The organism is Streptomyces sp. NPDC001920, from assembly GCF_053594495.1.
Window position 1 is genome coordinate 1 of the sequence record NZ_JBSFEP010000030.1, and the last position, 22,448, is coordinate 22,448.

Annotated in this window: 21 protein-coding genes; 7 read left to right on the forward strand and 14 right to left on the reverse strand. The window is 70.8% G+C overall.

Translation table 11 applies throughout. The features are described from left to right. Positions 1-209: 209 nt before the first annotated feature. Positions 210-1,139: a bis(hydroxyethyl) terephthalate hydrolase gene (bdeA, locus tag ACWCPI_RS35765; protein WP_451042129.1), complete on the reverse strand. Its 930-nt coding sequence runs from the start codon at positions 1,137-1,139 to the stop codon at positions 210-212. 283 nt (positions 1,140-1,422) lie between these two features. On the opposite strand from bdeA, the gene ACWCPI_RS35770 reads away from it, so the two are divergent. Then, positions 1,423-1,878, forward strand: coding sequence for a LysE family transporter (locus ACWCPI_RS35770; RefSeq protein WP_451042130.1), 456 nt, complete (start codon positions 1,423-1,425; stop codon positions 1,876-1,878). Between the two features lie 90 nt (positions 1,879-1,968). Here the strand turns inward: ACWCPI_RS35770 and ACWCPI_RS35775 are convergent, their stop codons facing one another. The 5 genes from ACWCPI_RS35775 to ACWCPI_RS35795 all read right to left on the reverse strand — a co-directional run bounded on the left by ACWCPI_RS35775 (position 1,969) and on the right by ACWCPI_RS35795 (position 4,696). After that, on the reverse strand, positions 1,969-2,196 hold the full coding sequence (locus tag ACWCPI_RS35775; protein WP_451042131.1) for a hypothetical protein: 228 nt from the start codon (positions 2,194-2,196) through the stop codon (positions 1,969-1,971). A 149-nt stretch (positions 2,197-2,345) separates the two neighbouring features. Continuing rightward, positions 2,346-3,041 carry a GAF and ANTAR domain-containing protein gene (locus ACWCPI_RS35780; protein WP_451042132.1) on the reverse strand — a complete coding sequence of 232 codons (696 nt, stop codon included), beginning with the start codon at positions 3,039-3,041 and terminating at the stop codon, positions 2,346-2,348. A gap of 225 nt (positions 3,042-3,266) precedes the next feature. After that, complete coding sequence (locus ACWCPI_RS35785; protein WP_388806216.1) at positions 3,267-3,701, reverse strand: DUF2267 domain-containing protein; 435 nt, start codon at positions 3,699-3,701, stop codon at positions 3,267-3,269. Positions 3,702-3,771: 70 nt separating this feature from the next. After that, the gene (locus ACWCPI_RS35790; RefSeq protein WP_451042205.1) at positions 3,772-4,161 is read right to left on the reverse strand and encodes a DUF2267 domain-containing protein; all 390 of its coding nucleotides are present in this window, start codon (positions 4,159-4,161) and stop codon (positions 3,772-3,774) included. 97 nt (positions 4,162-4,258) lie between these two features. Continuing rightward, positions 4,259-4,696, reverse strand: a complete 438-nt coding sequence (locus tag ACWCPI_RS35795; protein ID WP_451042133.1) for an Hsp20/alpha crystallin family protein — start codon at positions 4,694-4,696, stop codon at positions 4,259-4,261. A 130-nt stretch (positions 4,697-4,826) separates the two neighbouring features. Between ACWCPI_RS35795 and ACWCPI_RS35800 the strand changes: the two genes are divergently transcribed. Both ACWCPI_RS35800 and ACWCPI_RS35805 read left to right on the forward strand, forming a co-directional pair. Then, entirely contained in the window at positions 4,827-5,522 is a 696-nt protein-coding gene (locus ACWCPI_RS35800; protein WP_451042134.1) for a type III effector protein, read from the forward strand. Between the two features lie 248 nt (positions 5,523-5,770). Beyond that, positions 5,771-7,138, forward strand: a complete 1,368-nt coding sequence (locus ACWCPI_RS35805) for an APC family permease (protein ID WP_451042135.1) — start codon at positions 5,771-5,773, stop codon at positions 7,136-7,138. Positions 7,139-7,179: 41 nt separating this feature from the next. Here the strand turns inward: ACWCPI_RS35805 and sigJ are convergent, their stop codons facing one another. Then, the gene (sigJ, locus tag ACWCPI_RS35810) at positions 7,180-8,127 is read right to left on the reverse strand and encodes an RNA polymerase sigma factor SigJ (RefSeq protein WP_451042136.1); all 948 of its coding nucleotides are present in this window, start codon (positions 8,125-8,127) and stop codon (positions 7,180-7,182) included. A gap of 172 nt (positions 8,128-8,299) precedes the next feature. On the opposite strand from sigJ, the gene ACWCPI_RS35815 reads away from it, so the two are divergent. Further along, on the forward strand, positions 8,300-8,839 hold the full coding sequence (locus tag ACWCPI_RS35815; RefSeq protein ID WP_451042137.1) for a YceI family protein: 540 nt from the start codon (positions 8,300-8,302) through the stop codon (positions 8,837-8,839). A gap of 92 nt (positions 8,840-8,931) precedes the next feature. On the opposite strand, the gene ACWCPI_RS35820 is transcribed toward ACWCPI_RS35815, so the two are convergent. Together ACWCPI_RS35820 and ACWCPI_RS35825 are read right to left on the reverse strand one after the other, a co-directional pair. Then, positions 8,932-10,581: a sigma-70 family RNA polymerase sigma factor gene (locus tag ACWCPI_RS35820; protein WP_451042138.1), complete on the reverse strand. Its 1,650-nt coding sequence runs from the start codon at positions 10,579-10,581 to the stop codon at positions 8,932-8,934. A 278-nt stretch (positions 10,582-10,859) separates the two neighbouring features. Continuing rightward, entirely contained in the window at positions 10,860-11,603 is a 744-nt protein-coding gene (locus ACWCPI_RS35825) for a class I SAM-dependent methyltransferase (RefSeq protein WP_451042139.1), read from the reverse strand. A 405-nt stretch (positions 11,604-12,008) separates the two neighbouring features. Here ACWCPI_RS35825 and ACWCPI_RS35830 point away from each other — a divergent pair, with 405 nt between their 5' ends. Beyond that, a complete protein-coding gene (locus ACWCPI_RS35830; RefSeq protein ID WP_451042140.1) occupies positions 12,009-13,523 on the forward strand; it encodes a methionine--tRNA ligase in 1,515 nt (504 codons plus the stop codon). 80 nt (positions 13,524-13,603) lie between these two features. Here ACWCPI_RS35830 and ACWCPI_RS35835 read toward each other — a convergent pair whose 3' ends face one another. After that, the gene (locus tag ACWCPI_RS35835) at positions 13,604-14,086 is read right to left on the reverse strand and encodes a MarR family transcriptional regulator (protein WP_451042141.1); all 483 of its coding nucleotides are present in this window, start codon (positions 14,084-14,086) and stop codon (positions 13,604-13,606) included. A 167-nt stretch (positions 14,087-14,253) separates the two neighbouring features. Between ACWCPI_RS35835 and ACWCPI_RS35840 the strand changes: the two genes are divergently transcribed. After that, positions 14,254-15,216 (forward strand): amidohydrolase family protein, encoded by a 963-nt coding sequence (locus ACWCPI_RS35840; protein WP_451042142.1) that lies wholly within the window; start codon positions 14,254-14,256, stop codon positions 15,214-15,216. A 3-nt stretch (positions 15,217-15,219) separates the two neighbouring features. Here the strand turns inward: ACWCPI_RS35840 and ACWCPI_RS35845 are convergent, their stop codons facing one another. Next, positions 15,220-16,524 carry a DUF4241 domain-containing protein gene (locus ACWCPI_RS35845; RefSeq protein ID WP_451042143.1) on the reverse strand — a complete coding sequence of 435 codons (1,305 nt, stop codon included), beginning with the start codon at positions 16,522-16,524 and terminating at the stop codon, positions 15,220-15,222. Positions 16,525-16,741: 217 nt separating this feature from the next. Here ACWCPI_RS35845 and ACWCPI_RS35850 point away from each other — a divergent pair, with 217 nt between their 5' ends. Beyond that, entirely contained in the window at positions 16,742-19,690 is a 2,949-nt protein-coding gene (locus ACWCPI_RS35850; protein ID WP_451042144.1) for a hypothetical protein, read from the forward strand. An 89-nt stretch (positions 19,691-19,779) separates the two neighbouring features. Here ACWCPI_RS35850 and ACWCPI_RS35855 read toward each other — a convergent pair whose 3' ends face one another. The 3 genes from ACWCPI_RS35855 to ACWCPI_RS35865 all read right to left on the reverse strand — a co-directional run bounded on the left by ACWCPI_RS35855 (position 19,780) and on the right by ACWCPI_RS35865 (position 22,352). Beyond that, positions 19,780-20,319 carry a hypothetical protein gene (locus ACWCPI_RS35855; protein WP_451042145.1) on the reverse strand — a complete coding sequence of 180 codons (540 nt, stop codon included), beginning with the start codon at positions 20,317-20,319 and terminating at the stop codon, positions 19,780-19,782. Between the two features lie 63 nt (positions 20,320-20,382). Next, positions 20,383-21,333, reverse strand: coding sequence for a hypothetical protein (locus ACWCPI_RS35860; protein ID WP_451042146.1), 951 nt, complete (start codon positions 21,331-21,333; stop codon positions 20,383-20,385). Between the two features lie 365 nt (positions 21,334-21,698). Then, the gene (locus ACWCPI_RS35865; protein ID WP_451042147.1) at positions 21,699-22,352 is read right to left on the reverse strand and encodes a TetR family transcriptional regulator; all 654 of its coding nucleotides are present in this window, start codon (positions 22,350-22,352) and stop codon (positions 21,699-21,701) included. Positions 22,353-22,448: the final 96 nt, after the last annotated feature.

Here is a 22,448-nt window from a genome sequence, read left to right on the forward strand (position 1 = left end):
CCACCCGAGCGGGGTCTGGTGCGTGCAGCTGCAAGGCGGAGGAGGGCGCCGACGCGGAGCGTCGGCAACCGACGACAACGCGGCAGATGCGCGTGCCAGACCCCGCGACGCCGGCATGATCCAAACGACAGACCCTAGTTCCTCGGTTCTTCCGACCGCCCCGGATGCCCCAGCTGTCCCGGCTGCTGGGGCAGGTGCGGCGTCCGGCGTCAGGACGTGTGCGGGCAGTTGCCGCGGTACTCCTCGATGGTCAGGCTCGGCCGGGGCAACGGGCACAGGAACTGCTCGTAGCGGGTGTCGTTGTCGATGAACCGCTTGAGCCAGGAAATGCTGTACTTGGCGATCGTCGTGTTCGACGAGTTGGGCGTGAAGTGGGTCGCCGAGTTCAGTTCCAGGTAGCCCCGGTCCAGTGCGGCGGGCAGGCCGGCGTAGAACGGTTCGGCGTGGGAGGAGACCGGGGCGATGGTGTCGCCGTCGGCTCCGAAGATGAGCGTCGGTGTGCTGATGTCGGGCCAGGACTTGTCGAGGTTCCACGGGGTCATCGGGATCGCCGCCTGGAGGGCGGGACGCGACTTGGCTGCCTCCAGGCTGCCGCCGCCGCCCATCGAGTGGCCCATGACGCCGAGGCGACCGGCGTCGACGCGGCCGCGCACGGAGCTGCGCTGGGTGAGGTGGTCCAGGGCGGCCAGCAACTGGCGTCCACGGGAGTCGGGTTGGTCGAGTGTGGTGAGCGTGTCGATGGTGAACACCACGAAGCCATGCGAGGCCAGACGCGGTCCCAGCCAGGCGATCGAGGACTCGTGGGCGGTGTAGCCGGGCGAGACGGCCACGGCGCCGAAGGTGCCGTCGCTGGTGCTCGTCGGGTAGTGGATGGTGCCGCCGCCGAACCCGGTGACGGCCAGCGAGGAGACGGACGTCTGCGAAACGGCGTACGGGCCGCGCGGCGCCTCGATGCCGGCCGTGGTGGGGGCCGGGCCGCGTTCGTAGGGGTTGTCCGCCGCCTGGGCGCCCGGGCTGCTCAGGGTGCCCAGGCCGACGACCGCGGCCAGTGCCGCGGCGGCGCCCGCCAGTCGTCCGGTACGGCGCCGGGGAGCAGCGCAGGCATGGGTGCGGGAGTCGCTGTGGGGAGGGAGTCGCACGACGAGTCGTCCTCTCTGTCGTGGCGGGCGGCCCGGGCCGCGGGCATGCGGGACATGGGGCGTCGGCCGCGTGTACACGGTGGGGCACCGCCGTTGGGCTGGCCCAGCCACTGTCGGGGACCGGCCCCCGAGCGCGGACCGGCAATGTCACCGGTCTCGTGGCGCGCCGCTCGGCTCCCCGCTCCCCCGCGGTCCGGGCACCTGAAGGCGCGGCCGAGTAACCGCTACTCGATCTCCCGCCTGGGGATCGAGCAGAACGGGGCAGGTGTGTTCCCGGGTCCGCATGGTTCCCACCGACCGTCTCCTCGCCTTCACGGCCATGTCGCTCCTGCTGATCGTGATACCCGGGCCAAGCATGCTGTTCGTGATCGGGCGCGCCCTGGCGCGGGGCCGCCGTGCCGCGCTGACCACCGTGGGCAATACCGTCGGCGCGTACGTCCTGGTGGTGGCGGTGGCGTGCGGAATCGGTTCGCTCGTGGCGCGGTCGGCGGTGGTCTTCATGTCGCTGAAGCCGGCCGGTGCCGCCTACCTGATTGGTGTATCTGGGGGTCAAGACCCTGCGCGAACGGCGTTCCCTGCGTGCTTCGTGGCGTTCGACAGTCTGTGGGGGCCGGCCGCGGCGACGGCCCGGGACTGGTTCGCCCGCTCGCCCAGGCGGCTCGCGGCCGTCGGTGGCCTCAGCGGGTTCACGATGATCGGGCTGGGCATCACCGTGGCGGCGACGGGCCGCACGGATTGACACAGGGGACAGGCCCCTGTCGCCGCGGCCCTGGTACCGAACGCTGCGGCGCGGCCAGGCGGCCTCTCGCCACCACCCTGCGCGAGGGCGTCACCCGGCCAGCGCTCCGGCCAAGGTCAGCAACACGCTCACCCCTGCGACCAGCGCCATGCACAGGCGCAGCCAGGCCACGAAGGTGCTGCCGTCGTCCTCCTGCCCCGCGCCGGGCGGGGCGTCACCTCTGCGGTGGGCGGCAAGGAGACTGGCGCAGTACGGGCAGGGCAGCGGGTCGGGTTGCGTTCGGTACGCGCCGTCCAGTGCTGCGAAGGCGTCTTTCATACGCGGTCCAACTCGGGCCCGGCCGCACAGGCAACGTCCCCGGGCCACGTCGCGGCCGGACCGCAACATCGGCTATCCGCCCGGCACATACCGTCGGCCCCTGCCCGGACAGCCGCCTCCCGCACACACCCGTCACCGGGCCCGGGACGTCACGGCTGGGGCCGCAGGGGCGGGCTGGGAACGGGGGGCCGGCCGGCGATGTCGGTGAGCAGGCGGGTGCAGACGTCGCGGAGCTTGAGGTTGGTCTGCTGGGACAGTCGGCGCAGCAGGTCGAAGGCTTCCTCCGCGGTGCACTGCTGCTGTTGCATGACGCTGCCGATGGCCTGGTCGATCACGCTGCGGGAGGCGAGCGCGGTCTGAAGCTCGCGGGTGAAGTCCTCCGCGTCGGCCAGTCGCTGCGCGAGGGCGATCCCGCCGCCTGCCTGTGCGGCGAACAGGGCCAGCGTCTGGCGGTCTTCCTCGCAAAAGGCGTGGGGGCCGCAGGCGTAGAAGTTCAGTGCGCCCGCCGTGTGGCTGCGCACGGGGATCGGTACGGACAGCGAGCAGCGGATGCCCAGGTCGGCCGCGAACCGCGGATAGGTCCCCCACCGGGTCTCCTCCAGCACGTCCGGTACGTGCACGGTCTCGCCGGTGCGCAAGGCCTGCAGGCAGGGCCCGTCGTCCTGGCCGTACTGCTTCTCGTCCAGCTTGTCCGCGACGCCGCCGGTGCTGACGACGGTCAGCGGGCGCCGGTGTCGCTCGATGGTCACGCCACAGCCGTCGGCGCCCGAAGCGCTGACGGCGTCGTCGACCAGGTGCTGCAGGAACTCTCGCAACGAGGTCGTTTCCAGCAACCAGTCGATCATGTCCAGTGCGTACCCTCTACGGTCGGGCCGATCCACCGCCCGACACCTCCCTCACATACATCTGGCGGAACGGGTCGTTGTTCGCCTACCCGCTAACGCCTGTCGTTCGGCACGGACACTTCTGTGCGGCACGACACAAGGCGCCCGTGCGAGACGTCGATGCGATCGGGGTGCCCGGCCTCGGGCGGTGAGGCCGAGGCCGGGCGCTACGGAACCCGGGTGAGGTCAGGCTGCTTGAGTCAGTTCGGCCTTGCCGAAGAGGAGGGCGAAACCCGGGGGGAGCTGGGCGATGACACGGGTGACGAGGTCGGGGCCGGCCAGCTGGGCGACCAGGGTGAGGACGGTGCCGGCGTCCCAGCGGGCGGTGGCCGGGGTGCCGCCGGTGCGCGCGGCGAGGTCCTTCACGAAGGCCCAGCCGGTGAGGTGTTCGGTGGCGGGGATCTGAGCGGTGAGGATGCGGGCCGCTTCGAAGGGCAGCCGGGCGGCGAGTTCGACGCGTTCGTCGCCGGTGACCTGGCGGCCCAGTGCGGACAGGACATGGCGGACGGAGGCCTCGGCCCTTTCACGAGTGGGGTACGCGCCTTCGTACCGCACCTTCTCCAGCAGCTGGTCGTAGGTCATGACCGGCTTGGTGCGGGCCGCTTCGGGCTCGGGGAACATCGGTGGCGGGTTGCCTTTCCGGTGCGGGTGTGTGCGGATCACTGAGTCATGGGCGCCTGATGCCGAGGGCTCATGCCTGCTGCGGCGCGCCGAACAGCAGGTCGTAGTCAGGGGGAAGCTGAAGCAGGATGCGGCGCATGAGGTCCTCGCCCGCGGCCTCGGCGGCCACGCTGAGGACGGCGCCGGCGTCCCATTTCGCGGTCTCTTCGGTGGCTCCCTCGATCCAGGCTGCGGTGGCGCGCACGAACCGTTCGGGGGTCAGCGGCTCTGCGGCCTGGAGGGGGTTGAGCAGGATGACGGCGTAGGTCTCGGGCAGCCGGGCGGCGAGTTCGGCTCGCTCCTCGCCCACGAGGTGGGCGCCGAGCAGGGCGAGGACGACGCGGGCGGCCCTGTCCGCCTCCTGCTGTGAGGGGTACTCGCCGCGTTCGGCGACTGCGTCGAGGAACGCGTCCCATCGCATGTGCACCATGCCCCCTTTCGACGGCGGGGCGTGCGGGGCCGGCCGAGGCGAAGCGGGGCCGGCCCTGCGCGCACCGGTCGGGATCAGCAGGCGTCGGTCAGCCGCTGATCTCCTTGCGCTCGGTGCCTGTGGCGCTGATCGAGATCTTGCGCGGCTTGGCGCGCTCGGCGATCGGGATCCGCAGCGTCAGGACACCTGCGTCGTAGTCGGCCTTGATGTGATCGACGTCCAGCGTGTCGGCCAGCATGACCTGGCGGGAGAAGACGCCGAGCGGACGCTCGGACAGCTCCATCTGCACGGTGTCGGCCTTGGTGACCGGGCGCCTCTCCGCCTTCACGGTCAGCATGTTCCGTTCGACGTCGATGTCGATGGCGTCCGGTGAGACACCCGGCAGATCGAGGGCGATCACGTACTCGTCGCCCTCGCGGTACGCGTCCATCGGCATCGGGGCGGGCCGTGACCAGGTGCCGGACGTGCCGAGGAGCTGCTGGGTGAGACGGTCGAGTTCACGGAACGGGTCGGTGCGCATCAACATCGGTGGACACCTCCAGTGCTTCCGGCAGTACCTGCCAATGCGCTTCACGTTGACTCCGTTGTAGCATGTCATCGGAACGATGACAAATGAAATGTCGTCGTAAGGATGACAAAGCCCGCGAGGAGGTCTCATGGCAGCAGCCGAACGGTCCGACCGGCCCACGCGCGGCGGCCCGCCCGAAGGAAAAGGGCCCGGCCCCGCCTCGTTCCTGGCTGCGGCCGCGGCCCTGAGCGCCATCGATGAGGCCGTCCACGCCGCCCACACCGCGCCCGCCCACGAGCCGCCCGGCACGGAGCCGGGCCCGGACCAGGTCCTGGCCTCGTTGCTGCTGCTGCGCGAGGTGCGGGAACGGCTCGCGGGCTGGGAGACGGGCCTGATCGAAACCGCCCGGGAAGCCGGCGCGAGCTGGGCGGATCTCGCCGGGCCACTGGGCGTGGCCAGCCGTCAGGCGGCGGAGCGCCGCTATCTGCGGTTGCGCCCCGGTGCCGCCGGCACCACCGGCGAGCAGCGCGTCAAAGCCACCCGCGACCGCCGAGCCGCCGACCGCTCAGTCACCAGCTGGGCCCGCGACAACGCCGCCGGACTGCGCCGACTCGCCGGCGAGATCACGGCGCTCACGGATCTGCCCACCGCGGCCCGTCCCTTGATCCGCCGCATCGACGAGGCTCTCGCCGCCGACGACGCAGCCCATCTCGTCGGCCCCCTGACCGAGGCCCAGCCCCACCTGCGCCCCGCCCATCCGGAGCTCGCCGCCCGGATCGACACCATCACCGGCCACACCGAACGCGTGCGTCAGCACAGCGACGCACGGCGCCGCGAGCCCTGACGCCCGGTAGCCGGGGTGGCGCGGCACGCGGCGAGGTCCGGCCGCGCAGCCGACGGCAGACAAGCGGAACTCTTCCCGAACGTGGGCGAGTTGTCCTCGCGGCCGGCACACCGCTGGGGCCACACCGCTGCGGCTCCACGGTGCGGATCGGTCCGTCGGCCGACGGCGCCGCACCGGTTTCAGGTCACCGGCCTGGTGGGCATGCGAGACGTGTTCTGTTCCGTGGTCGACGCTCAGGGGGAGCCTTCGTGTCCGCAACCGGAAGTGATGCCGCCGCCACCGCGGAGGGACGGGACGACGACACCCCGCTGCGGCGGGCCATCGGTCCCAGGCTGCTGGTCCTGTTCGTGATCGGGGACATCCTCGGCACCGGCATCTACGCCACCACCGGCAAGGTCGCCGGCAAGGTCGGCGGGGCGCTGTGGCTGCCGTTCGCCATCGGCTTCGTCGTGGCCGTCCTGACAGCGGCCTCGTACGTCGAACTCGTCGGCAAGTACCCGAAGGCGGCCGGCGCGGCGCTCTACACCCAAAAGGCGTTCCGGGTGCCGTTCCTCACCTTCATCGTCGCCTTCATGGTCATGTGCTCCGGGCTGTCCTCGGCGAGTGCGGCGGCACGCGCGTTCAGCGGCGACTACCTCGCGGAGTTCACCGGCTTCTTCCCGCCCACCCTCGTCGCCATCCTGTTCATCCTCGCCCTGGCAGCCCTGAACCTACGGGGTGTGTCGGAGTCGGTGAAGACCAACGTGGTCCTCACCCTGGTCGAGTTGACGGGTCTGCTCATCATCCTCACGATCGGCGCCTGGGCCGTCCTGTCCGGTGACGGTGAGCCCTCGCGGCTCGGCGACTTCCAGGCGGAGGGCACCGGCTTCGCGCTGATGACCAGTGTGCTGGGGGCGACGGCTCTCGGCTTCTTCGCCTTCGTGGGCTTCGAGGACTCCGTCAACATGGCCGAGGAGACCAAGGATCCGGTACGTACGTTTCCGCGGGCCATCTTCATCGGCGTCGCCGTCACCGGCACCCTCTACGTCCTGGTCGCCCTCGTCTCCTCGCTGCTCGTCGACCACCGCGTACTGGAAGGCTCCAGTGGCCCGCTGCTGGAGGTCGTCAAGGCCGGCGGGCTCGACTTCCCGCCCAAGTTGTTCGCGTTGATCGCCCTGTTCGCGGTCACCAACTCCGCCCTGATCAACATCATGATGGCGTCGCGCCTGTGCTACGGCATGGCCAACGAAAGGATTCTGCCGCGGGCCATGGGCCGGGTGCTCCCCCGGCGCCGCACACCCGTCGTCGGCATCGTCTTCGTCTCGCTGCTCGCCATCGGGCTGGTGTCCACCGGGGAGATCGAGGGCCTCGGTGACACCACGGCCTTCCTGCTCCTGTGCGTCTTCGCCGTGGTCAACATCGCCGTCCTCGTGCTGCGCCGTGACCGGGTCGGGCACCGGCACTTCCGTACGCCGACCGTGCTGCCGGTGCTCGGTGCCCTCACCTCCCTGATCCTGGCCAGCCCGCTGTCCGACCGGCCCGCCGAGGTGTACATCCGGGCCGGTGTGCTGCTGGCGATCGGAATCGCCCTGTGGGGGCTGAACAAGGTGGTGCTGCGGGTACGCGACGAGGCGTGACCACGTCCCGCTCTGCCGGACGCCCCGGCGGGGACGGCGGGTCAGGCCGCCGTCCAGGGGCGCAGCTTCTCCGGGTTGAGCACCGCCCAGATCCGCTGGATCCGGTCGTCCGCGATGTCGAACGCCAGCACGGACACGGCGACGCCGTCCAACTGGGCCACCAGTCCGGGCTGACCGTTGACCGTGCACTCCACGACCACCACGTCGGGCACCGCCTTCGCCCGATCCGCGAAGAACCGCGCGACCTGCTCGGCTCCCGCGACGGGGTGCAGGGCTGCCGGGACGATGCCACCGCCGTCACCGGTGGCCGTGGCGTCGGGGGCCAGCAGGCCGACGAGCGCGTCGATGTCCTTGGCTTCCCAAGCCTGCTTGAACGCCTTGACGATGCCGGCGCGCCGGGATGCCGAGACCGTGGACGGCTGGGCCGCGCGGATGCGCCGGCGGGCCGATGAGGCCAGCTGGCGGCAGGCAGCCGGCGTACGGCCGACGATCTCGGCCACCTCGGCGAAGGAGTAACGGAAGACGTCGTGCAGGACGAACGCCACGCGCTCGGCCGGCGTCATCGATTCGAGCACGACGAGGAAGGCCATGTTGACCGACTCGTCGAGGGTGATGCGGTCGGCCGGGTCGACGGTGGTGCCGGAGGACCTCCCGTTCAGCCACTCCGTGCCGTCGGGCAGTGGTTCCGGGATCCATTCGCCCACGTAGTGCTCCCGCCTGGCCCGTGCCGAGCCGAGCAGGTCGAGACAGATGCGGCTGGTGACGGTCGTGAGCCAGGCACCGGGAGAATCGATGCCTTCCCGTTGCTGCTGGGACATGCCGTACCAGCGGGTGTAGGCCTCCTGTACGACGTCCTCGGCTTCGGCCAGGGAGCCCAGGAGCCGGTAGGCGACGTTGATCAGCTGCCGCCGCTCCCGCATGATCACGCTCAGGTCGGGATCGGGTCCGCCGTCTCCCGGCCGGGACGGTGAAGGGGATGGGGTGGTCATGGTGGTGTGGGCTCCCTGGTTCGCGTCCGCTCTCCCCTGTTCGACGAGACAGCCGTGCGGAATGTGAGGTCGCGGCTTCACCTCACGTTCTGCGGCGCTGCGTCGTCGTACCGCTGAGACCGACACCATCCCGCGGGCGGCTTCCGCCCGCACCTTCCTGGAGCGATCAAGCATGACGACGACCACCCAGCTCAGCGCACTGACCGGCGGCTACGTCCTCGACACCACCCGCAGCCGCATCGGCTTCACCGCACGGGCGATGATGATCAGCAAGGTGCCCGGGCAGTTCGACGTGTTCGAAGGGCGCGCGCACCTGGACGGCGCCACCCCCTCGAAGTCCACCGTGCAGCTCACGATCCGGGCCGCAAGCGTCCAGACCCGCAACACCAAGCGCGACGACCATCTGCGCGGCACCGACTTCCTGGACGCAGTCGGCCACCCCACGATCACCTTCGTCTCGACGCGGGTGGAGCAGGTCGACGAGACCGAATTCAAGGTCACCGGGGATCTGGCCGTGCGGGGCATCACCAAGCCGGTCACCGTGGACTTCCGGCTGACCGACACCGCGAGCGGTGCGGCAGGCACCGGTCGCGTCCGTCTCACGGGCTCCGCGACCATCAACCGCAAGGACTGGGGTGTCGACGGGGGCACGGGAATGGTCGGCGCGAAGGTGGCGCTGTCGTTCGACGTCATCGCGGTCCGGCAGCCGTGACGGACGGCGGCGAGGGCGCGGGTCCCCGCCCTTGAGCACGCTCGGCCGAGCGGTTCATGCTCCGACGGCCGCGGCCGCCCCTTGTGCACCGCTCACAGTTTGGCGCCGAACTTCTGCGTCCACCACGGCCCACCGGGACCGCTGTGGATGCCGATGCCGATGTCCTTGAACGAGCAGTTGAGGATGTTGGCCCGGTGACCGGGGCTGTTCATCCAGGAGTCCATCACCGCCTCCGGCGTCTGCTGCCCCTGGGCGATGTTCTCGCCGTAGGTGGACCAGCGGTAGCCGGCCGCGGTGATGCGCTGCCCGGGGTCGGCGCCGTCCGGGTTGGTGTGGTCGAAGAAGTCGCGGGCGTCCATGTCAGCGGAGTGGCCCTGCGCGGCCTTGTTGAGCAGCGCGTCCTGCGCGAGCGGTCCGCACCCGGCGTCCGCCCGTTCCTCGTTCACCAGCGCGACCACCTGCCCGACGGTGTCCGTCGGGGCCGACTGCACCGGGGGCGCGCTGGGTGCGCTCCGGTTCGGACGGGTCGACGGCCGGGACGTCGGCGTGGACTTCTCGGACGGTCGGGACGTCTTGGAAGGGGTCGCCTTCTTCGACGGTGAGGCGGACGGGGACGGCGACTTCGACGTCGTCGCCGACGGGGAGGTCTCGACGGCGCTGGACTCCGAGATGTCCGCTACGGGGGCGCCCGCCGTCCGCGCGGTGGCGGGCTCCTCGGTTCCGGTACCGGGGTCGGTGTCGAGATACCAGAGGCCGCCGCCCGCCATACAGAGCGCCACCACGGCACCTCCGACGGCCCGGCGCCGGACACGCCGTCGCCGGCGGGCCTCTCCACGGGAGACCGTACGACCGTGCGCGGACCCCCGCCCCGCGCCGGCACCCGCACCCGCACCTGAATGGCTCATGGACTCGGTCAGCGGGGAGGCGGAGCCGACCGGGGCCATCGGATCGGCGGCACCCAGCACTCCTTCCAGGAGGCCGGGCGTCGCCGCGACCAGCGCGAGACCGGCCAGGAGCCCTTCAGCCGGCATCAATCCGCTCCACAAACCGGAACAACGGGCACAGTCGCGGGCATGCCGGGCTATTCGCTTGCGCCACAGGGCCGACGGCCGGCCGTCCCAGGTCCCCAGCACGGACCGCAGTTCCTCGCACGGCGGCTGTGCGTCGAGTGCCCGTACCACCACCCGGGCCGCCTCCAGCTGCGCCTTCATCCGCTGCACCCGGACCGCCGTGTGCTGCGGCGACAGCTCCAGAGCGGCGGCGATCTCGGCGCGGGTCAGCTCACCGGCGCACTCCAGCCACCACAGCGACAACAGCCCCCGGTCGTCCGGCTCCAGCCAGCGCGTGGCGCGTGCGGTCTCCTGCCGCTGGCCGGACAGCTGGAGCTGCACCATGGTCAGGTCCACGAAGTCGGCACCCGGATCCGCGAGCTCCGCCGCCTCCTCGACGGCACCCGGAGCCGACTGGCGGTCCTGCCAGTGCGCCCGGACCTGGTTCATCGCGATCGCCACGAGCCAGGACCGGAAGCTCTCGGGGGCACGCAGCGAGCCGAGCGCGTCGAGGGCCCGCAGCATGGTCTCCTGCACCACGTCGTCGACGTCGACGGAACCGTTCAGAGCCCTGCCCACGACGTTGTAGACCAGCGGGAGGTACGCACCGACCAAGGCGTCCTGAGCCCCCGGCTCGCCGCTGCGGGCAGCGATCACCAGTGCTGTCAGTTCCCTCGTGCGCTCTGCACTCATCAAAAACTTCCCTGTCCTCGACGCCGAACGATGCTGTCCGATACCTGGGAGATCGATCAGGAAGCCGCAGATAACAGTTCTTCGGACGCTTGTTCCACGCGAGACTCACGGGATGGACGGGACGGCGCAATGGAGAACGTCACACCGAAGGGCCGCGGGCATCGGAACGTTGGCATATGGGCTGCATATCCCGATCGACCCACTTACCCCGAAGTGCGACTCCCAGCCCGGCCGGGACCTTGAACGGCACCGCCCCGTCCACCCGGACCGTTCGCCGTTCAGGCCCGGCAGCGCAGCATCTCCAGAGGTGGACGGGTGAGGAGGTCCGCCCAGAAGTCCTCACCGAGGTCGCGGACCCCGGCGTCGGACACCCGCAGCGGCACCCACTCCACCTCCCTGAAACCGGCCGCCCGCAAGCTCTCCTCGTACACCTCGCGGCGCGGCACCGTGGAGACGATGGTGATCGGCTCCGGATCGAGCAGTGCCGTGACCCGCACCCGGGGTCCCGTCCCGCTCTCCTCGCCGGTCGGCTCGCAGCGGAAGCCGTACCGCTCCAGGGAGGGACAGTCGAACCCGTAGTCGGGCTTCTGGCCGAGCACGAAGAACTCCCCGCCGGGCACCAGGCTCCGGTGGATGTTGCGGCACATCCTCTCCATCGCGGCCCGGTCCTCGGCGTAGTTGAGGCACTGCACCCCCACCGCGATGTCGAAGGGCCGCTCGACGGGCCGCAGTTCGTCCACGTCACCGACCTCGTAGCGCACTCCCAGCGGGGCACGCTGCTCGATCCCCCGCGCGGCCGCGATCATCTCCACGGAGATGTCGACACCGAAGACGTCCCCGGCGCCGCGCCGCTTGAACTCCCGGCTGTAGAAGCCGGTGCCGCACGCCAGGTCGAGAACCGACTTGCCCCGCACGTCCCCGACCATGCCCAGGAAGCTCGGAACCTCCCCGTAACGTATCAACGGCAGGGACTTGAACCCCTCGAAGGCCTCGCCGATCTCGTCGTACTGCTGCACGCTCATGCTGCTGCCCCTCGTGTGCCTCGTCCGGTGCGTGACACCAGCGGCCCGGCGAGGGGACGGCTCGTCGGGCCGTGGTCGTGGCAGCGAGTCTGCTCCGGAGTCGACCGGCAGCCGTACTGGCTGATGACACAGACAAGTCGGCCGGGTGGCCACCGATCACCCAAGGCCTTCGCGGAGCGGTCCCCGGTGCCGGGCACGTTCGAGGCTTGCCGTGACCACCGGAATAACGGGGTGCCGCGACGCCGTCCCGTGGCTACCATCGAGCGCATGATCACGCCTTCGCCTCAGCACCCGATGATGCCCCGCCGACGGGGCTGCTGAGCACGGACGCGTACCGAATCCGAGGCCCCGGGACGGGGCTTCGGATCGTGTGCGATCAGGCCTCGCCACCCGGCAGGAGGACCGATGACCGCACGACGCCACTACATCACCACCACCATTCCGTACGTCAACGCCCGTCCCCACCTGGGCTTCGCCCTGGAACTCGTCCAGGCGGACACGTTGGCCCGTCACCACCGTCTGCGAGGCGGGCAGGTCCGGTTGCTCACCGGAACCGACGACAACTCCCTGAAGAACGTCCTCGCCGCGGAAGCGGCCGGCGTCGACGTGCAGTCGTTCGTCGACCGCAACGCCGATGCCTTCGCCGCCCTGCACGGCCCTCTGTCGCTCTCGTTCGACGACTTCATCCGCACCAGCAGCGACCCGCGCCACCGGGTCGGAGTCGAACGGCTGTGGCGCAGGTGCGCCGAGGCGGGCGACCTGTACCGCAAGGAGTACGAAGGTCTGTACTGCGTCGGCTGCGAACAGTTCTACACCCCCGGTGAGCTGGTCGACGGCAGGTGCGTCGAGCACGGCACCGAACCCCGACTCGTCGCCGAGGAGAACTGGTTCTTCCGGCTGTCCCGCTACGCCGAGCGGCTCCATGAGCTGATCTCCAGCGGCGAACTGCGCATCGAACCGGCCGCCCGCCGCAACGAGGTCCTCGCCCTCATCGAGGGCGGTCTGCACGACTTCTCCGTCTCCCGCTCCCACCGTCGCGCCCGCGGCTGGGGCATCCCCGTGCCCGATGACACCTGCCAGGTCGTCTACGTGTGGTGGGACGCCCTCGGCAACTACGTCACCAGCCTGGGATACGGCACCGGCGACAGCGCCTACGACCGATGGTGGGAAGCCGGTGAACGCCGCGTCCATCTGGTCGGCAAGGGAGTGGTGCGCTTCCACGCCGTGTACTGGCCGGCCATGCTGCTGTCGGCCGGACTTCCGCTGCCCACGGACATCCTGGTCCACGACTACCTCACGATCGACGGCCGCAAGATCAGCAAGTCCGCCGGGACCACCGTCGACCCGGCTGCGCTGGTGGCGGCCTACGGCACCGACGCGGTGCGCTGGTGGCTCCTGCGCGAGGTACCCCGGGTCGGCGACGCGGACTTCACCCCCGATCGCCTGATCGACCGTGCGGACGCGGACTTCGCCGGCGGGCTGGGCAACCTCGTCCACCGCGTGGTGACCATGGTGCACCGCTTCCGGGACGGAACAGTCCCCGCGCCTGCCCCGGTGCCGTTCGGGGAACGGGAACTGGTGGACGTCTACGAGAAGGTGCCCGGCCTCGTCGATGCCGCCCTGGCCGACTTCGACTTCCGGCGTGCCACCGGAGCCGTCTGGAGCATCGTGGAGGAAGCCAACCGCTGCGTCGACACCGCCCGGCCCTGGGAACTGGCCCGAGAGGCGCGGCAGGGCGGCGGCGAGGCAGCGCGCCGGCTCGACGCCGTCCTCCTCGACCTGATCACCGCGTGCCGTGTGCTGGCCGACGAACTGCGCCCCTTCCTCCCCGACGCCGCCCGGCTGATCGCCGAGCGGGTGACCCCGGTCGAGGGACGTCTGCCCGCGCCCCAGCCGCTCTTTGCTCGCCTCCGGCCCTGACCGTCGCGGCGCGGGCGAGCGGAATCCAGATGCGCCGACATCCGACAACGGGGGTGTCGGCGCACGTGGGCACCGGGTTCTCAGCCGAGGTCCGAGTCGCCGCCGAGGTTGGCGACCATGCGGCGCAGGACGTTGATCGTGGTCACGAAGTCAGCCGTGTCGATGCCTTCGTGTATCTGCCGGTGCACCCGCGCGTTCCGTTCCCTGGCTCGTACGCGACCTGCCTCACCGGCCTCGGTCAACGTCATGCCCCCGGCGTCCTCCACCAGCCAGCCACGGGCGACGAGGTCGTCGAAGACGCCGTTGAAGTCGATCCCGAGGTCCTCCCAGCGCGACAGCCGCTCGATCAGCGTCGCACGCGTCCATCTGCCCGGCTCCCCCGCGACATGGTTGAGCGTCCACCAGTGCGGCTGGGTGAGCCCCTCCACCGCCAACTGCTCACGCAGAGCTCCGACCACGAGCCGGTACGCCTCACCGCTCCACGCGCCGATGGGCTGCGCGGCCACTTCCTCCTGCGTGTACTCCTTGACCGTCATGTTCAACGCCCCCTTCGTCTCGATCATCAGGACACGGCCAGCCTAAAACCTCAAGTCCGCCTGAGGTCAAGGGAGATGAGGGCGTGTCGCTCGTGCCGGCGCACCGGTACGGATGAGCCGGCCGGGAGTGATCCCGCACGCATCCGTGTGCCGGGCATGGACCCGCCGCCTCGCCAGGGGCGAGGGTGAGCGGCATGAACGATCACCGCATGGCGGACCACATCCCCGGCGGTTCCGCCGGCGCCGCTCCCGTCCATCCCGCGCACGCAGGCGGGCCACCGGGCGAGGAGGCGGGTGAGGTCCGCCGGTTCTGGGAGCGGCTGGGCCTGCCCGGGCTGGTCGACGTGCACACGCACTTCATGCCCGAACGCGTCCTGCGCAAGGTCTGGGGTTACTTCGATGCACTCGGACCTATGACCGGTGGCCTTGAGTGGCCGATCACCTACCGCAGGGAGGAGGCGGAACGGGCCGCCCTGCTCAGGGAGTTCGGCGTTCGGGCCTTCACCTCGATGCTCTATCCGCACAAGCCCGGCATGGCCCGATGGCTGAACGGCTGGGCGGCCGACTTCGCCCGCCGCACGCCCGACTGCCTCCACACCGCCACCCTCTTTCCCGAGCCCGGCGTCGAAGCGTACGTCCGGGAGGCCGTCGAGGCGGGGGCGCGCGTCTTCAAGGCGCATGTGCAGGTGGGGGCCTACGACCCGGCCGACGAGTTGCTCGCGCCGGCCTGGGGGCTGCTGGCCGAGGCAGGGATCCCGGTGGTGATCCACTGCGGCTCGGGACCCGCCCCCGGCAAGCACACCGGCCCCGAGCCGATCACCCGGGTGCTGGCCCGCAATCCCCGGCTGCGCCTGATCGTCGCCCATCTGGGGATGCCCGAGTACGAGGAGTTCCTCGGCCTCGCCGAGCGGTACGGGGAGGTGCGGCTGGACACGACGATGGCCTTCACCGACTTCACCGAGGGACTCATGCCGTTCCCCCGCCGGGCCCTGCCCCGGCTGGCCGGACTGCGCGAACGCGTCCTGCTCGGCTCCGACTTCCCCAACATCCCCTATCCGTATCTGCAGCAGCTGCACGCCCTGGAACGGCTGGAGCTCACGGAGGAGTGGCTGCGGGCGGTGTGCCACGACAACGCGGCGAAGCTGTTCGGCCTGTGACGGTCACCCCGCGGGCGTCCGCGCCGTCCGCTGCGGCTCGGCCCCGTCCGCCAGCAGCTCCTGACCGCGCAGGATCAGCATGTCGGCGAGCAGGCATGTGACCTCGCCGTCGGCGTCCCGGCCGATCCACACCGGGTAGGAGCCGTCTCCCATACCGCTCGGGTAGACGATGAGGTTGGCTCCGGATTCCGGGTCGTCGAGGACGACGATGCCGTCGGTGTCGTCCTCGTCCGGGATGGTGTTCTCGCCGCCGGTGAGCGTGTCGGCCGCCACGGCGTCGACGAAGCAGCCGGTGCCGGTGTCCACGCCGAAGCCGTAGAACTCGCCCTGCCGCAGGGTCCGCGGGTCCTCGCCGGGGCGCAGCGCCATCTCCCAGGTGACCGTCGGTTCGCCCGAGACGAGGAGGCGCGCTCCCGTGAAGTCCTCCATGTGCAGCGACTTGCCCCAGTGCTCGGTCGGGTAGGACGCGGTCGCGATCTGCACGGGGTGGGCGCCGGGCGGGACGGTGACGGTGAACGGCTCGCCGGGGTCGATCCAGCCCGGGTCGCAGGCCACGACCCGTCCGGTGGGCAGCCGGAGCGTTCCGGCGTCGATGACGCGCTCGACGACGTACGAGCCGGTCGCGTGGGAGTCCGGCGGGGTGAACCGGGTGCCGGGCGTGAACATCTCGTCGAGGTGGCGAGGGCGCAGGGGGCTGGGTGGACACCACCCGGGGGCGGCGGCACGAGCGTTCCCCCGGTTCTCCGCCGGGCCGTCCTGGCCGGGCGTCTCCACCGGGGCTTGGCTCAGGGTGAGTTCGGGTGGCGGCCCACCGGTGGCGAGGGCGACCGCCCATCCCCAGTCGCCGAACGCGGGGGCCGGTACCCAGCGCTGCTCGTCCGGCACACCGGCGAGGGTGTGCAGGGAAGCGCCCCTGACGCCGTGGGGTTCGGAGATCTTCCCGCCCGTGCCGTCCGGGTAGAGGTCGATGAGAACGCGGCCCGCCTCGTCGGCGAACTCCTCCATGTCGTCGGAGTCGTACCGCCATTCGGCGATGTGGCGGCAGAAGAGCCGGTCGGGTTCCAGGCGGCGCAGGTCGAACTCGCGGGTGCGGCGGCCCTGCTCGTCGTACGCCCAGACCCCCAGGTAGTCGTGCGCCCAGGCGATGTTCAGCACGGCGATCGGCTGAGGTCGCTCCCGCTCGCGCAGCACCACGGCGTACTGCTCGCCCGCGGCGTCCCGGCTCGCGGCGCGTTCCCGGCTGAGGGGTCCGAGGACCGTACGGGAGGCGGCGTCCCAGTCCTCCCCGTACGTCACGTCAATGATCACGTTGATCTCAGCGCCGACAGGGGCGGACCTGTCACAGGGGGCGCCATGGGCCGGTGCGTGTGCCGGACGGTCGGCCGCCGCGGCGGTCCGCTGCTCGCCGACGCTCTGACAAGTCGTGAGAACGACAGCCTCCGTGCGGTGCAGGCAGGTTTCGGGGTGGGTATCAGCATCGGATCCGGGGGTGCCGGGCAGGGCGGATGCGACGGGGGCGGTACGAGTGGCAAGAGAGGTATGGAGCGGCAGCGCCGGGATAGGGGCGGCTGACGCGGTGTTCGAGTTGATGAGACGTCTCATCGACAACTTCCGGGACAACCCGCCGGTGACGCCGCTGGTGGTGCTGCAGGCCGCCGAGGAGGACGGCACCGGCACTCTGGACCGGCGGGTCGCGCAGATCGTGGAGTTCGTCCGGCAGGGCCATCAGCCGCGGGGGCTGATCGCCAAACGGCTGGACGGCGGAGGCGGCGTGGACGCGTACTCCTCGGCGATCGACATGGTCCGCCAGTTGTGCGAGCACCCGTGGGACAACCAGAACCAGTCGCAGTACAAGCCGTTCGGCTTTCCGCGCTCGCGGCTGCTGCGCGCCATCGAGCAGGCCGCGCCGGAGGTCGGCGGGGAGGTGAGCACCGTGTGGTCGGCCGCCCAGCGCCGCGAACGGCTGATGCGGCGGCTGGCCGAGTTGCGCTGGCGGCCGGGGCGTGATGCGGACGGGGCGGACGAGGAGAGCCGTGTGTCGGCTCTGACCGACACCGTCGGCGCGGTGGTGAACCCGTCCGGCTTCGTGGGGGCGATGTTCATCGCCTGCCTGAGTGTGCTGCTCGGTGAGGGCGGCTGGCAGACGGCGGTGTGGGGTGGCGGCCTGGCGCTGGCGGCGTTCGGTGTGGCGCACCTGCTGGCGCGCAGCGCGCCGCCGCTGCTGTGGCTGCGCAGGGCCAGCCGGTGGTTCGCGACGACCACGTTCCTGGCGCCTTCCAGCGACCGGCCGGAGGCCGCCGAGTGGTCCCGGTGGCGGCCGACGAAGTCCTGGGAGACGATCCGGGGGCGGGCCTTCGCCGTGGCGCAGCAGGTCGTCGCCGCCGAGGCGGGTGACATGACGGCCCGTCAGTTCCATCTGGAGCTGCGGATGCTGGCCCTGCTGGAGGATCTCCGTGAGAACTTCCGGCCGCGGACGCTGGATCTGCGCCGCCGCAAGCGCACGGTCCCGCCCGTGGTGTATCTGCCGTGTGCCACCGAGGACGACGGCGGCCTGCTGTTGCTGCGGGCGGTCAGCAACGTGCGCAGCCGCCGCAGCGAGGTGGACCCGCTGCTGGTCCTGGCCGCGATCCCGGCGGCCGAGCGGCTGCGGCCTCCCGGTTCCGAGGAGCCGGGGCGGCTCGCCGTGGCCCGGCCCGACGGGCCCGAGGGGGACGATCCGGAGCGGGCCTTCGGCGCGGACGCCAGGTACCAGGAGTGGGTGAACCACCTCAACGTCGGCCAGTCGCCCGGGCGATCGGCCGCGTTGCCGTGGATCCTGCGGATACCGCTGTCCGCCGAGGAGTTGCGCCGCCGGCACTCCGCGCAGCACTCCACCGCCCGGATCCGCCGTACGGCCGTCTGGCTGCTGTGGTCCAGGCCCTGTCTGGCGGTGGTCCTCGCCATCGGCCTCGTCCTCGGTTTCCTGGGCAACCGGTGGATGGCCCAGCGCTACTGCGAGGGCCGGCTGATCGGCTCCAACACGGACTCGGTGCTGGTGGGCGGCGAGTGTGTGGGGGTCGCGACCGGGACCGTACGGCTGGCGGCGGGCAACGGACTGGAACTCTACGGCGCCGGCAAGGGCATCACCTTCGACGCCGTCGAGCAGGCGATCAGGGCGGAGAACGCGAGGATCGGCTCTCAGGACAAGTACGTGACGATCGTCTACGCCGGCCCGGTCACCGCGGCGGAGGAGTCCGGCACCCGCAAGGGCCTGGAGGAGATCACGGGTGTCTACCTCTACCAGCACTACGCCAACGTCAGCACCCACCAGCCGACCAAGATAAGAGTCCTGCTCGCCAACGCCGGCGAGAACATGCTCCAGGTGCTGCCCATGGCCCGGCACATAGCGGAACTGGCCCGGCGTGACCGGTCGGTCGTCGGGGTCGTCGGTCTCGGGCGCGACACCACGGAGAGCGATGACGCCGTGGAGATCCTCAAGGGCGCCGGCCTGCCCGTGGTGAGCACCACAAACTCCGGCAGCCATCTGGCGCGGAAGCTGTCGAACTGGTTCGGTCTGGCCGCCACCGACGAGGAGGAGGCGAACGCACTGCTCGTCGTCGCCCGGCAGCTCGCCCGGCGCGAGGACGGTTCCCGGGCGGTGGTGCTGGCGCGCAAGGTCGGCAGCGAGAAGGACTTCTACACGACCGAACAGGCCAGGGTGGGCAAGCAGATGCTGAACCGGGCCGGGTTCGTCCCGCTGCCCTCCCGCTCGTACCGGCTGAGCCCCAACGGCGAACCGGAACTCACCGAGCCGGTCGAGGACATCTGCGCCGGCGCCCCGGTGCCCAGGGCCCTGTACTTCGCCGGCAGAGTGGAGGACGTCCCCAACCTGATGTCCCAACTGGGCTCCACCCCGGGTTGCTCCGGCCGGGACATCACCGTGTTCACCGGCGACGACCTGGCCAAGAGCAACTACGACGAGGGGGAGAGCCTGCGCATTCCGTCCGAGGTCACCCTCTACCACTTCGCGCTGGCCCCCATGGACCTCGTCGGCGCGACCGGCTTCTACCAGGACGCCCACCGCGTGCTCGGCGGCCTGCTCCCCTCGGGCGCGGCGGCCCCGCTCGCCGACCCGGCCCGGCCCTGGAACGACGCCCTCTTCTCCAGCGGCCAGACGGTGCTGTCCTACAGCGCGACCGCGGTGCTGTACCGGGCTTCGAAGAACGGCGACGCGCCGCAGACCGCCCCGGAGACCTGGGCCGATCTGCGCTGGCGTCCGAACCCGAACCTGCCGGTCGGCACGGTGAGTTTCGCCGGCAGCCAGCCCTACGCCGACCAGCGGGGGCACGGATACAAGATCGTGCGGGTGACCTACCGCGGCCAGAAGGTGCGTTCGGTGACCGTGTGCGGCCGGCCGGCCGGCAGTGAGCAGCCGCTGTCCCCGCCTCCGGGCCGTGCCGGCGCCGACCCGGACACGGTGTGCCGCGAGGAGTGAGCCCTGCCGCGGGGCGGCCCGGGGACCGCAGCCCTTACGGGTGCTGACCGGTCGGAGGCAGGACGCCCGCCTCGACAGCTCGTGCGCCGTCATGCCCGGCTGTTGAGGAACCCGATCGTCACGGCGCCCCACCAGCCGAGTTGGGAGAGGACGGACGCGATCACCGCCCGCACCAGCAGCCGTCGTGGGGGCCGGGCGGCCGGCTGATCGAGCAGGGTGCGGTGCAGGGCCTGCGCGTGTACTCCGTTGAGCGCGACGAGGAGGACGAGCACCAGCTTGAGCCGTGTGAGGGGCGCCCGCGGGTCGGGGTCGAGGGCGGTCCCGCTCAGCACCAGGCCGGCCAGCCCCGCCCACACGGGCACATGCAGCGGGCCGGCGAACTCCAGTGCCTGACGCAGGCTTCGCCTTCCCAGCAGCCACAGTGTGCCGTAGTAGTCGATGGTCAGCACCGAGCCCAGACCGATGATCAGCGCCCCCAGATGCACGAACAGCGCGACCGTACGCACGGCAGGGCCGGCCTCCACGTGGAGTGCCGCCCCCACACCGCCCGCCCAGGCCAGGCAGACGAGCGCGTCGGCGCCGAGGAGTGTCCAGCCGTGGCGGCGTCCGCCGGACGGGCCCGGACTCATGAGATCACCTCCGTGGCGGGGCGGTGGAGCGGGCACCGGCCGCGCCCCACCGCCTGAGGCGGATCAGTCCCGGGCCACCCAGCCGGCCATGATCCCCATGACGTCGCCGTGCGAGTGTCCCTCGATCTCGTACCTGCTGGTGATCTGCAGGACGTCTCCCCGGCGGATCGTGCCGAGGGGGTCACCGCTGCAGGGCGGCATGGCCGAGATCTCGGTGTTGCCGTGCAGATCGATGAACTCGGGGCTGCCGCCTTCCTCCGCCACGATGGTGCACAGGGTCTTGCCGGTGGTGACGTTCTCGGTTCGCACCGAGTGACCGCCGTGGTGGAGATGGCCGCGCATGTGCACCAGTCGCCCGGAGATCGTGGACCGCCACCGCCGGGTCTTCTCGCTGACTCCTTCCGGAGCGTCGTAGACGCTGCCGAGACATCCGCCCGCGTCCATCCAGATCGGTGTCACCGGTGTGAGCCGCGAGTCGGCCGCGGATTCATGCGTGTACGTGATGGAGATGTACACCGTCTTCTTCTCCGGGGCGTGGTTCATCAGGTCGTAGAGCATGTTCCACCGCTCACCTCGGGCGACCTCGAAGCCGTATCCGGAAGGCAGGACGGTTTCCACCCGCTCGTTGCCGGACGCGAATATGCGCCGCGACCCCTTGCACACGACATCGCTTTTACGGTGGTTGCCCATCACCACGTGATGCAGCATCGGACCGGTGTTCACGTTGGCGTTCGACCCGTTCTCGTAGATCAGATTGGGCTTGAATCCGGTGATGAAACAGTCGTCGCACGGCTTCTGGACGTTGAAGGAGAGTCGGTTGCCCGTCTCCCCGTGGTCGTGCCCGGACGCTGCCGGAAGGGTGAAGGGACCGTACCGTACGGTCGTGACCTGCGGTCCACGGTCCTGCCGCGGCGCGTCGGGGGCGGTGGCGGCCGAGGCGGTGAGGGGCACGGTTCCGGCGGCCAGTGCCATGGTGACGATTGCGGCACTCATCGCGAGTTTTCGGTGCAGCATGATTTCCTTCCTTTACCGGAAAGGCGTTTCTCCGAATCGACCGCTACGCATGGGTATGGGGCGTCGACCGGCGTCGGAAGTTGACGTTCTTCCCCGCCAGGAATGCGTGACGTTCGATGCCTCAAGAGCGGACAGCGCTTATCGAGGGGGTCTCCCTCACCGATAATCGCCTCGCTTGACTGCCCGTAGAGTGACGGGCGGTCTTTCCACTGTCAACCGATCGCGCCCGCGATGAAAACCCATGAATGCGCGCCGAGTTGCTGACCAGCGGCTCCTCGGCGCGCCCGTCCCTCGGGCCCGCGCAACACCGGCGACTTCACCGATTCGGGCGGGTGCCGCCTCGTGGTTCAGCCGCTGTTCCGCCGCTAAGGCTTCCCGGCGCGGCGCCGGCCGGGGGTCACGCTGCGGGCGGCGGTGGTCGAGGCCAGCCCGGTGAAGAGCCTGTGCACCAGTGCGGTCCAGGCGCTGCGGTCCGGGGCCTCGAAGTCCACGGCGGTGAGTACGTCACCCCCGAGGGACACGCACAGCACCAGGCGGGCGCAGGCCGCCGCGTCGATCTCGGGGGCCAGCGACCCCTCGCGCTGGGCGAGTTCGACCAGTTCCGTCAGTCTCGCCTCCGCCCTGCGCAAGGCGGTGTGCACGCGCCGGGCGACCTCGTCGTCCCGTCGCGCGGCGGCGAGCGCCTCGCTGACCAGGGGAGCCCAGGTGCGCCGGCGCGGGTCGGAGAGGTCGGTGGTGACCATCTCCAGCAGGTCGGTGGAGGCCGCCCCACGGTCGAGCTCCTCCCCCAGCTTGCGGGCGGCGGCTGCCAGACCACGATCGACCGCCTCGGCGAGAAGGTCGGCCTTGTTCCTGAAGTTGCCGTAGATCGCACCGGTGGACAGCCCGGCGCGACGGGCTATGTCTTGCACCCGCGCCCGGTCGTAACCCCGCTCACCGAATTCGAGGACGGCCGCCTCTATCAGCCGGTCACGGATGAGGGCACCGGACTGCCCTGCCAGGGAATCAGGCTCTGCCACGTCCCCAGCCTAACCGCGCAGCCGCCCTCCAAGTGGCCGTGAAGCACAGGCATTTCGGACGACGCCGCCCTTGCGCCGCCTGTCGAGAATAGTCAT

What these genes read in the sequence shown, in the direction of transcription:
- ACWCPI_RS35830 (WP_451042140.1), top strand. Translation starts at nt 12,009, where the DNA reads ATGACCGCACGACGCCACTACATCACCACCACCATTCCGTACGTCAAC.
- ACWCPI_RS35780 (WP_451042132.1), bottom strand. Translation starts at nt 3,041, where the DNA reads ATGATCGACTGGTTGCTGGAAACGACCTCGTTGCGAGAGTTCCTGCAG.
- ACWCPI_RS35840 (WP_451042142.1), top strand. Translation starts at nt 14,254, where the DNA reads ATGAACGATCACCGCATGGCGGACCACATCCCCGGCGGTTCCGCCGGC.
- ACWCPI_RS35815 (WP_451042137.1), top strand. Translation starts at nt 8,300, where the DNA reads ATGACGACGACCACCCAGCTCAGCGCACTGACCGGCGGCTACGTCCTC.
- ACWCPI_RS35825 (WP_451042139.1), bottom strand. Translation starts at nt 11,603, where the DNA reads ATGAGCGTGCAGCAGTACGACGAGATCGGCGAGGCCTTCGAGGGGTTC.
- ACWCPI_RS35800 (WP_451042134.1), top strand. Translation starts at nt 4,827, where the DNA reads ATGGCAGCAGCCGAACGGTCCGACCGGCCCACGCGCGGCGGCCCGCCC.
- ACWCPI_RS35790 (WP_451042205.1), bottom strand. Translation starts at nt 4,161, where the DNA reads ATGCGATGGGACGCGTTCCTCGACGCAGTCGCCGAACGCGGCGAGTAC.
- sigJ (WP_451042136.1), bottom strand. Translation starts at nt 8,127, where the DNA reads ATGACCACCCCATCCCCTTCACCGTCCCGGCCGGGAGACGGCGGACCC.
- ACWCPI_RS35855 (WP_451042145.1), bottom strand. Translation starts at nt 20,319, where the DNA reads ATGAGTCCGGGCCCGTCCGGCGGACGCCGCCACGGCTGGACACTCCTC.
- ACWCPI_RS35835 (WP_451042141.1), bottom strand. Translation starts at nt 14,086, where the DNA reads ATGATCGAGACGAAGGGGGCGTTGAACATGACGGTCAAGGAGTACACG.
- ACWCPI_RS35775 (WP_451042131.1), bottom strand. Translation starts at nt 2,196, where the DNA reads ATGAAAGACGCCTTCGCAGCACTGGACGGCGCGTACCGAACGCAACCC.
- ACWCPI_RS35770 (WP_451042130.1), top strand. Translation starts at nt 1,423, where the DNA reads ATGGTTCCCACCGACCGTCTCCTCGCCTTCACGGCCATGTCGCTCCTG.
- ACWCPI_RS35785 (WP_388806216.1), bottom strand. Translation starts at nt 3,701, where the DNA reads ATGTTCCCCGAGCCCGAAGCGGCCCGCACCAAGCCGGTCATGACCTAC.
- ACWCPI_RS35860 (WP_451042146.1), bottom strand. Translation starts at nt 21,333, where the DNA reads ATGCTGCACCGAAAACTCGCGATGAGTGCCGCAATCGTCACCATGGCA.
- ACWCPI_RS35820 (WP_451042138.1), bottom strand. Translation starts at nt 10,581, where the DNA reads ATGAGTGCAGAGCGCACGAGGGAACTGACAGCACTGGTGATCGCTGCC.
- ACWCPI_RS35795 (WP_451042133.1), bottom strand. Translation starts at nt 4,696, where the DNA reads ATGTTGATGCGCACCGACCCGTTCCGTGAACTCGACCGTCTCACCCAG.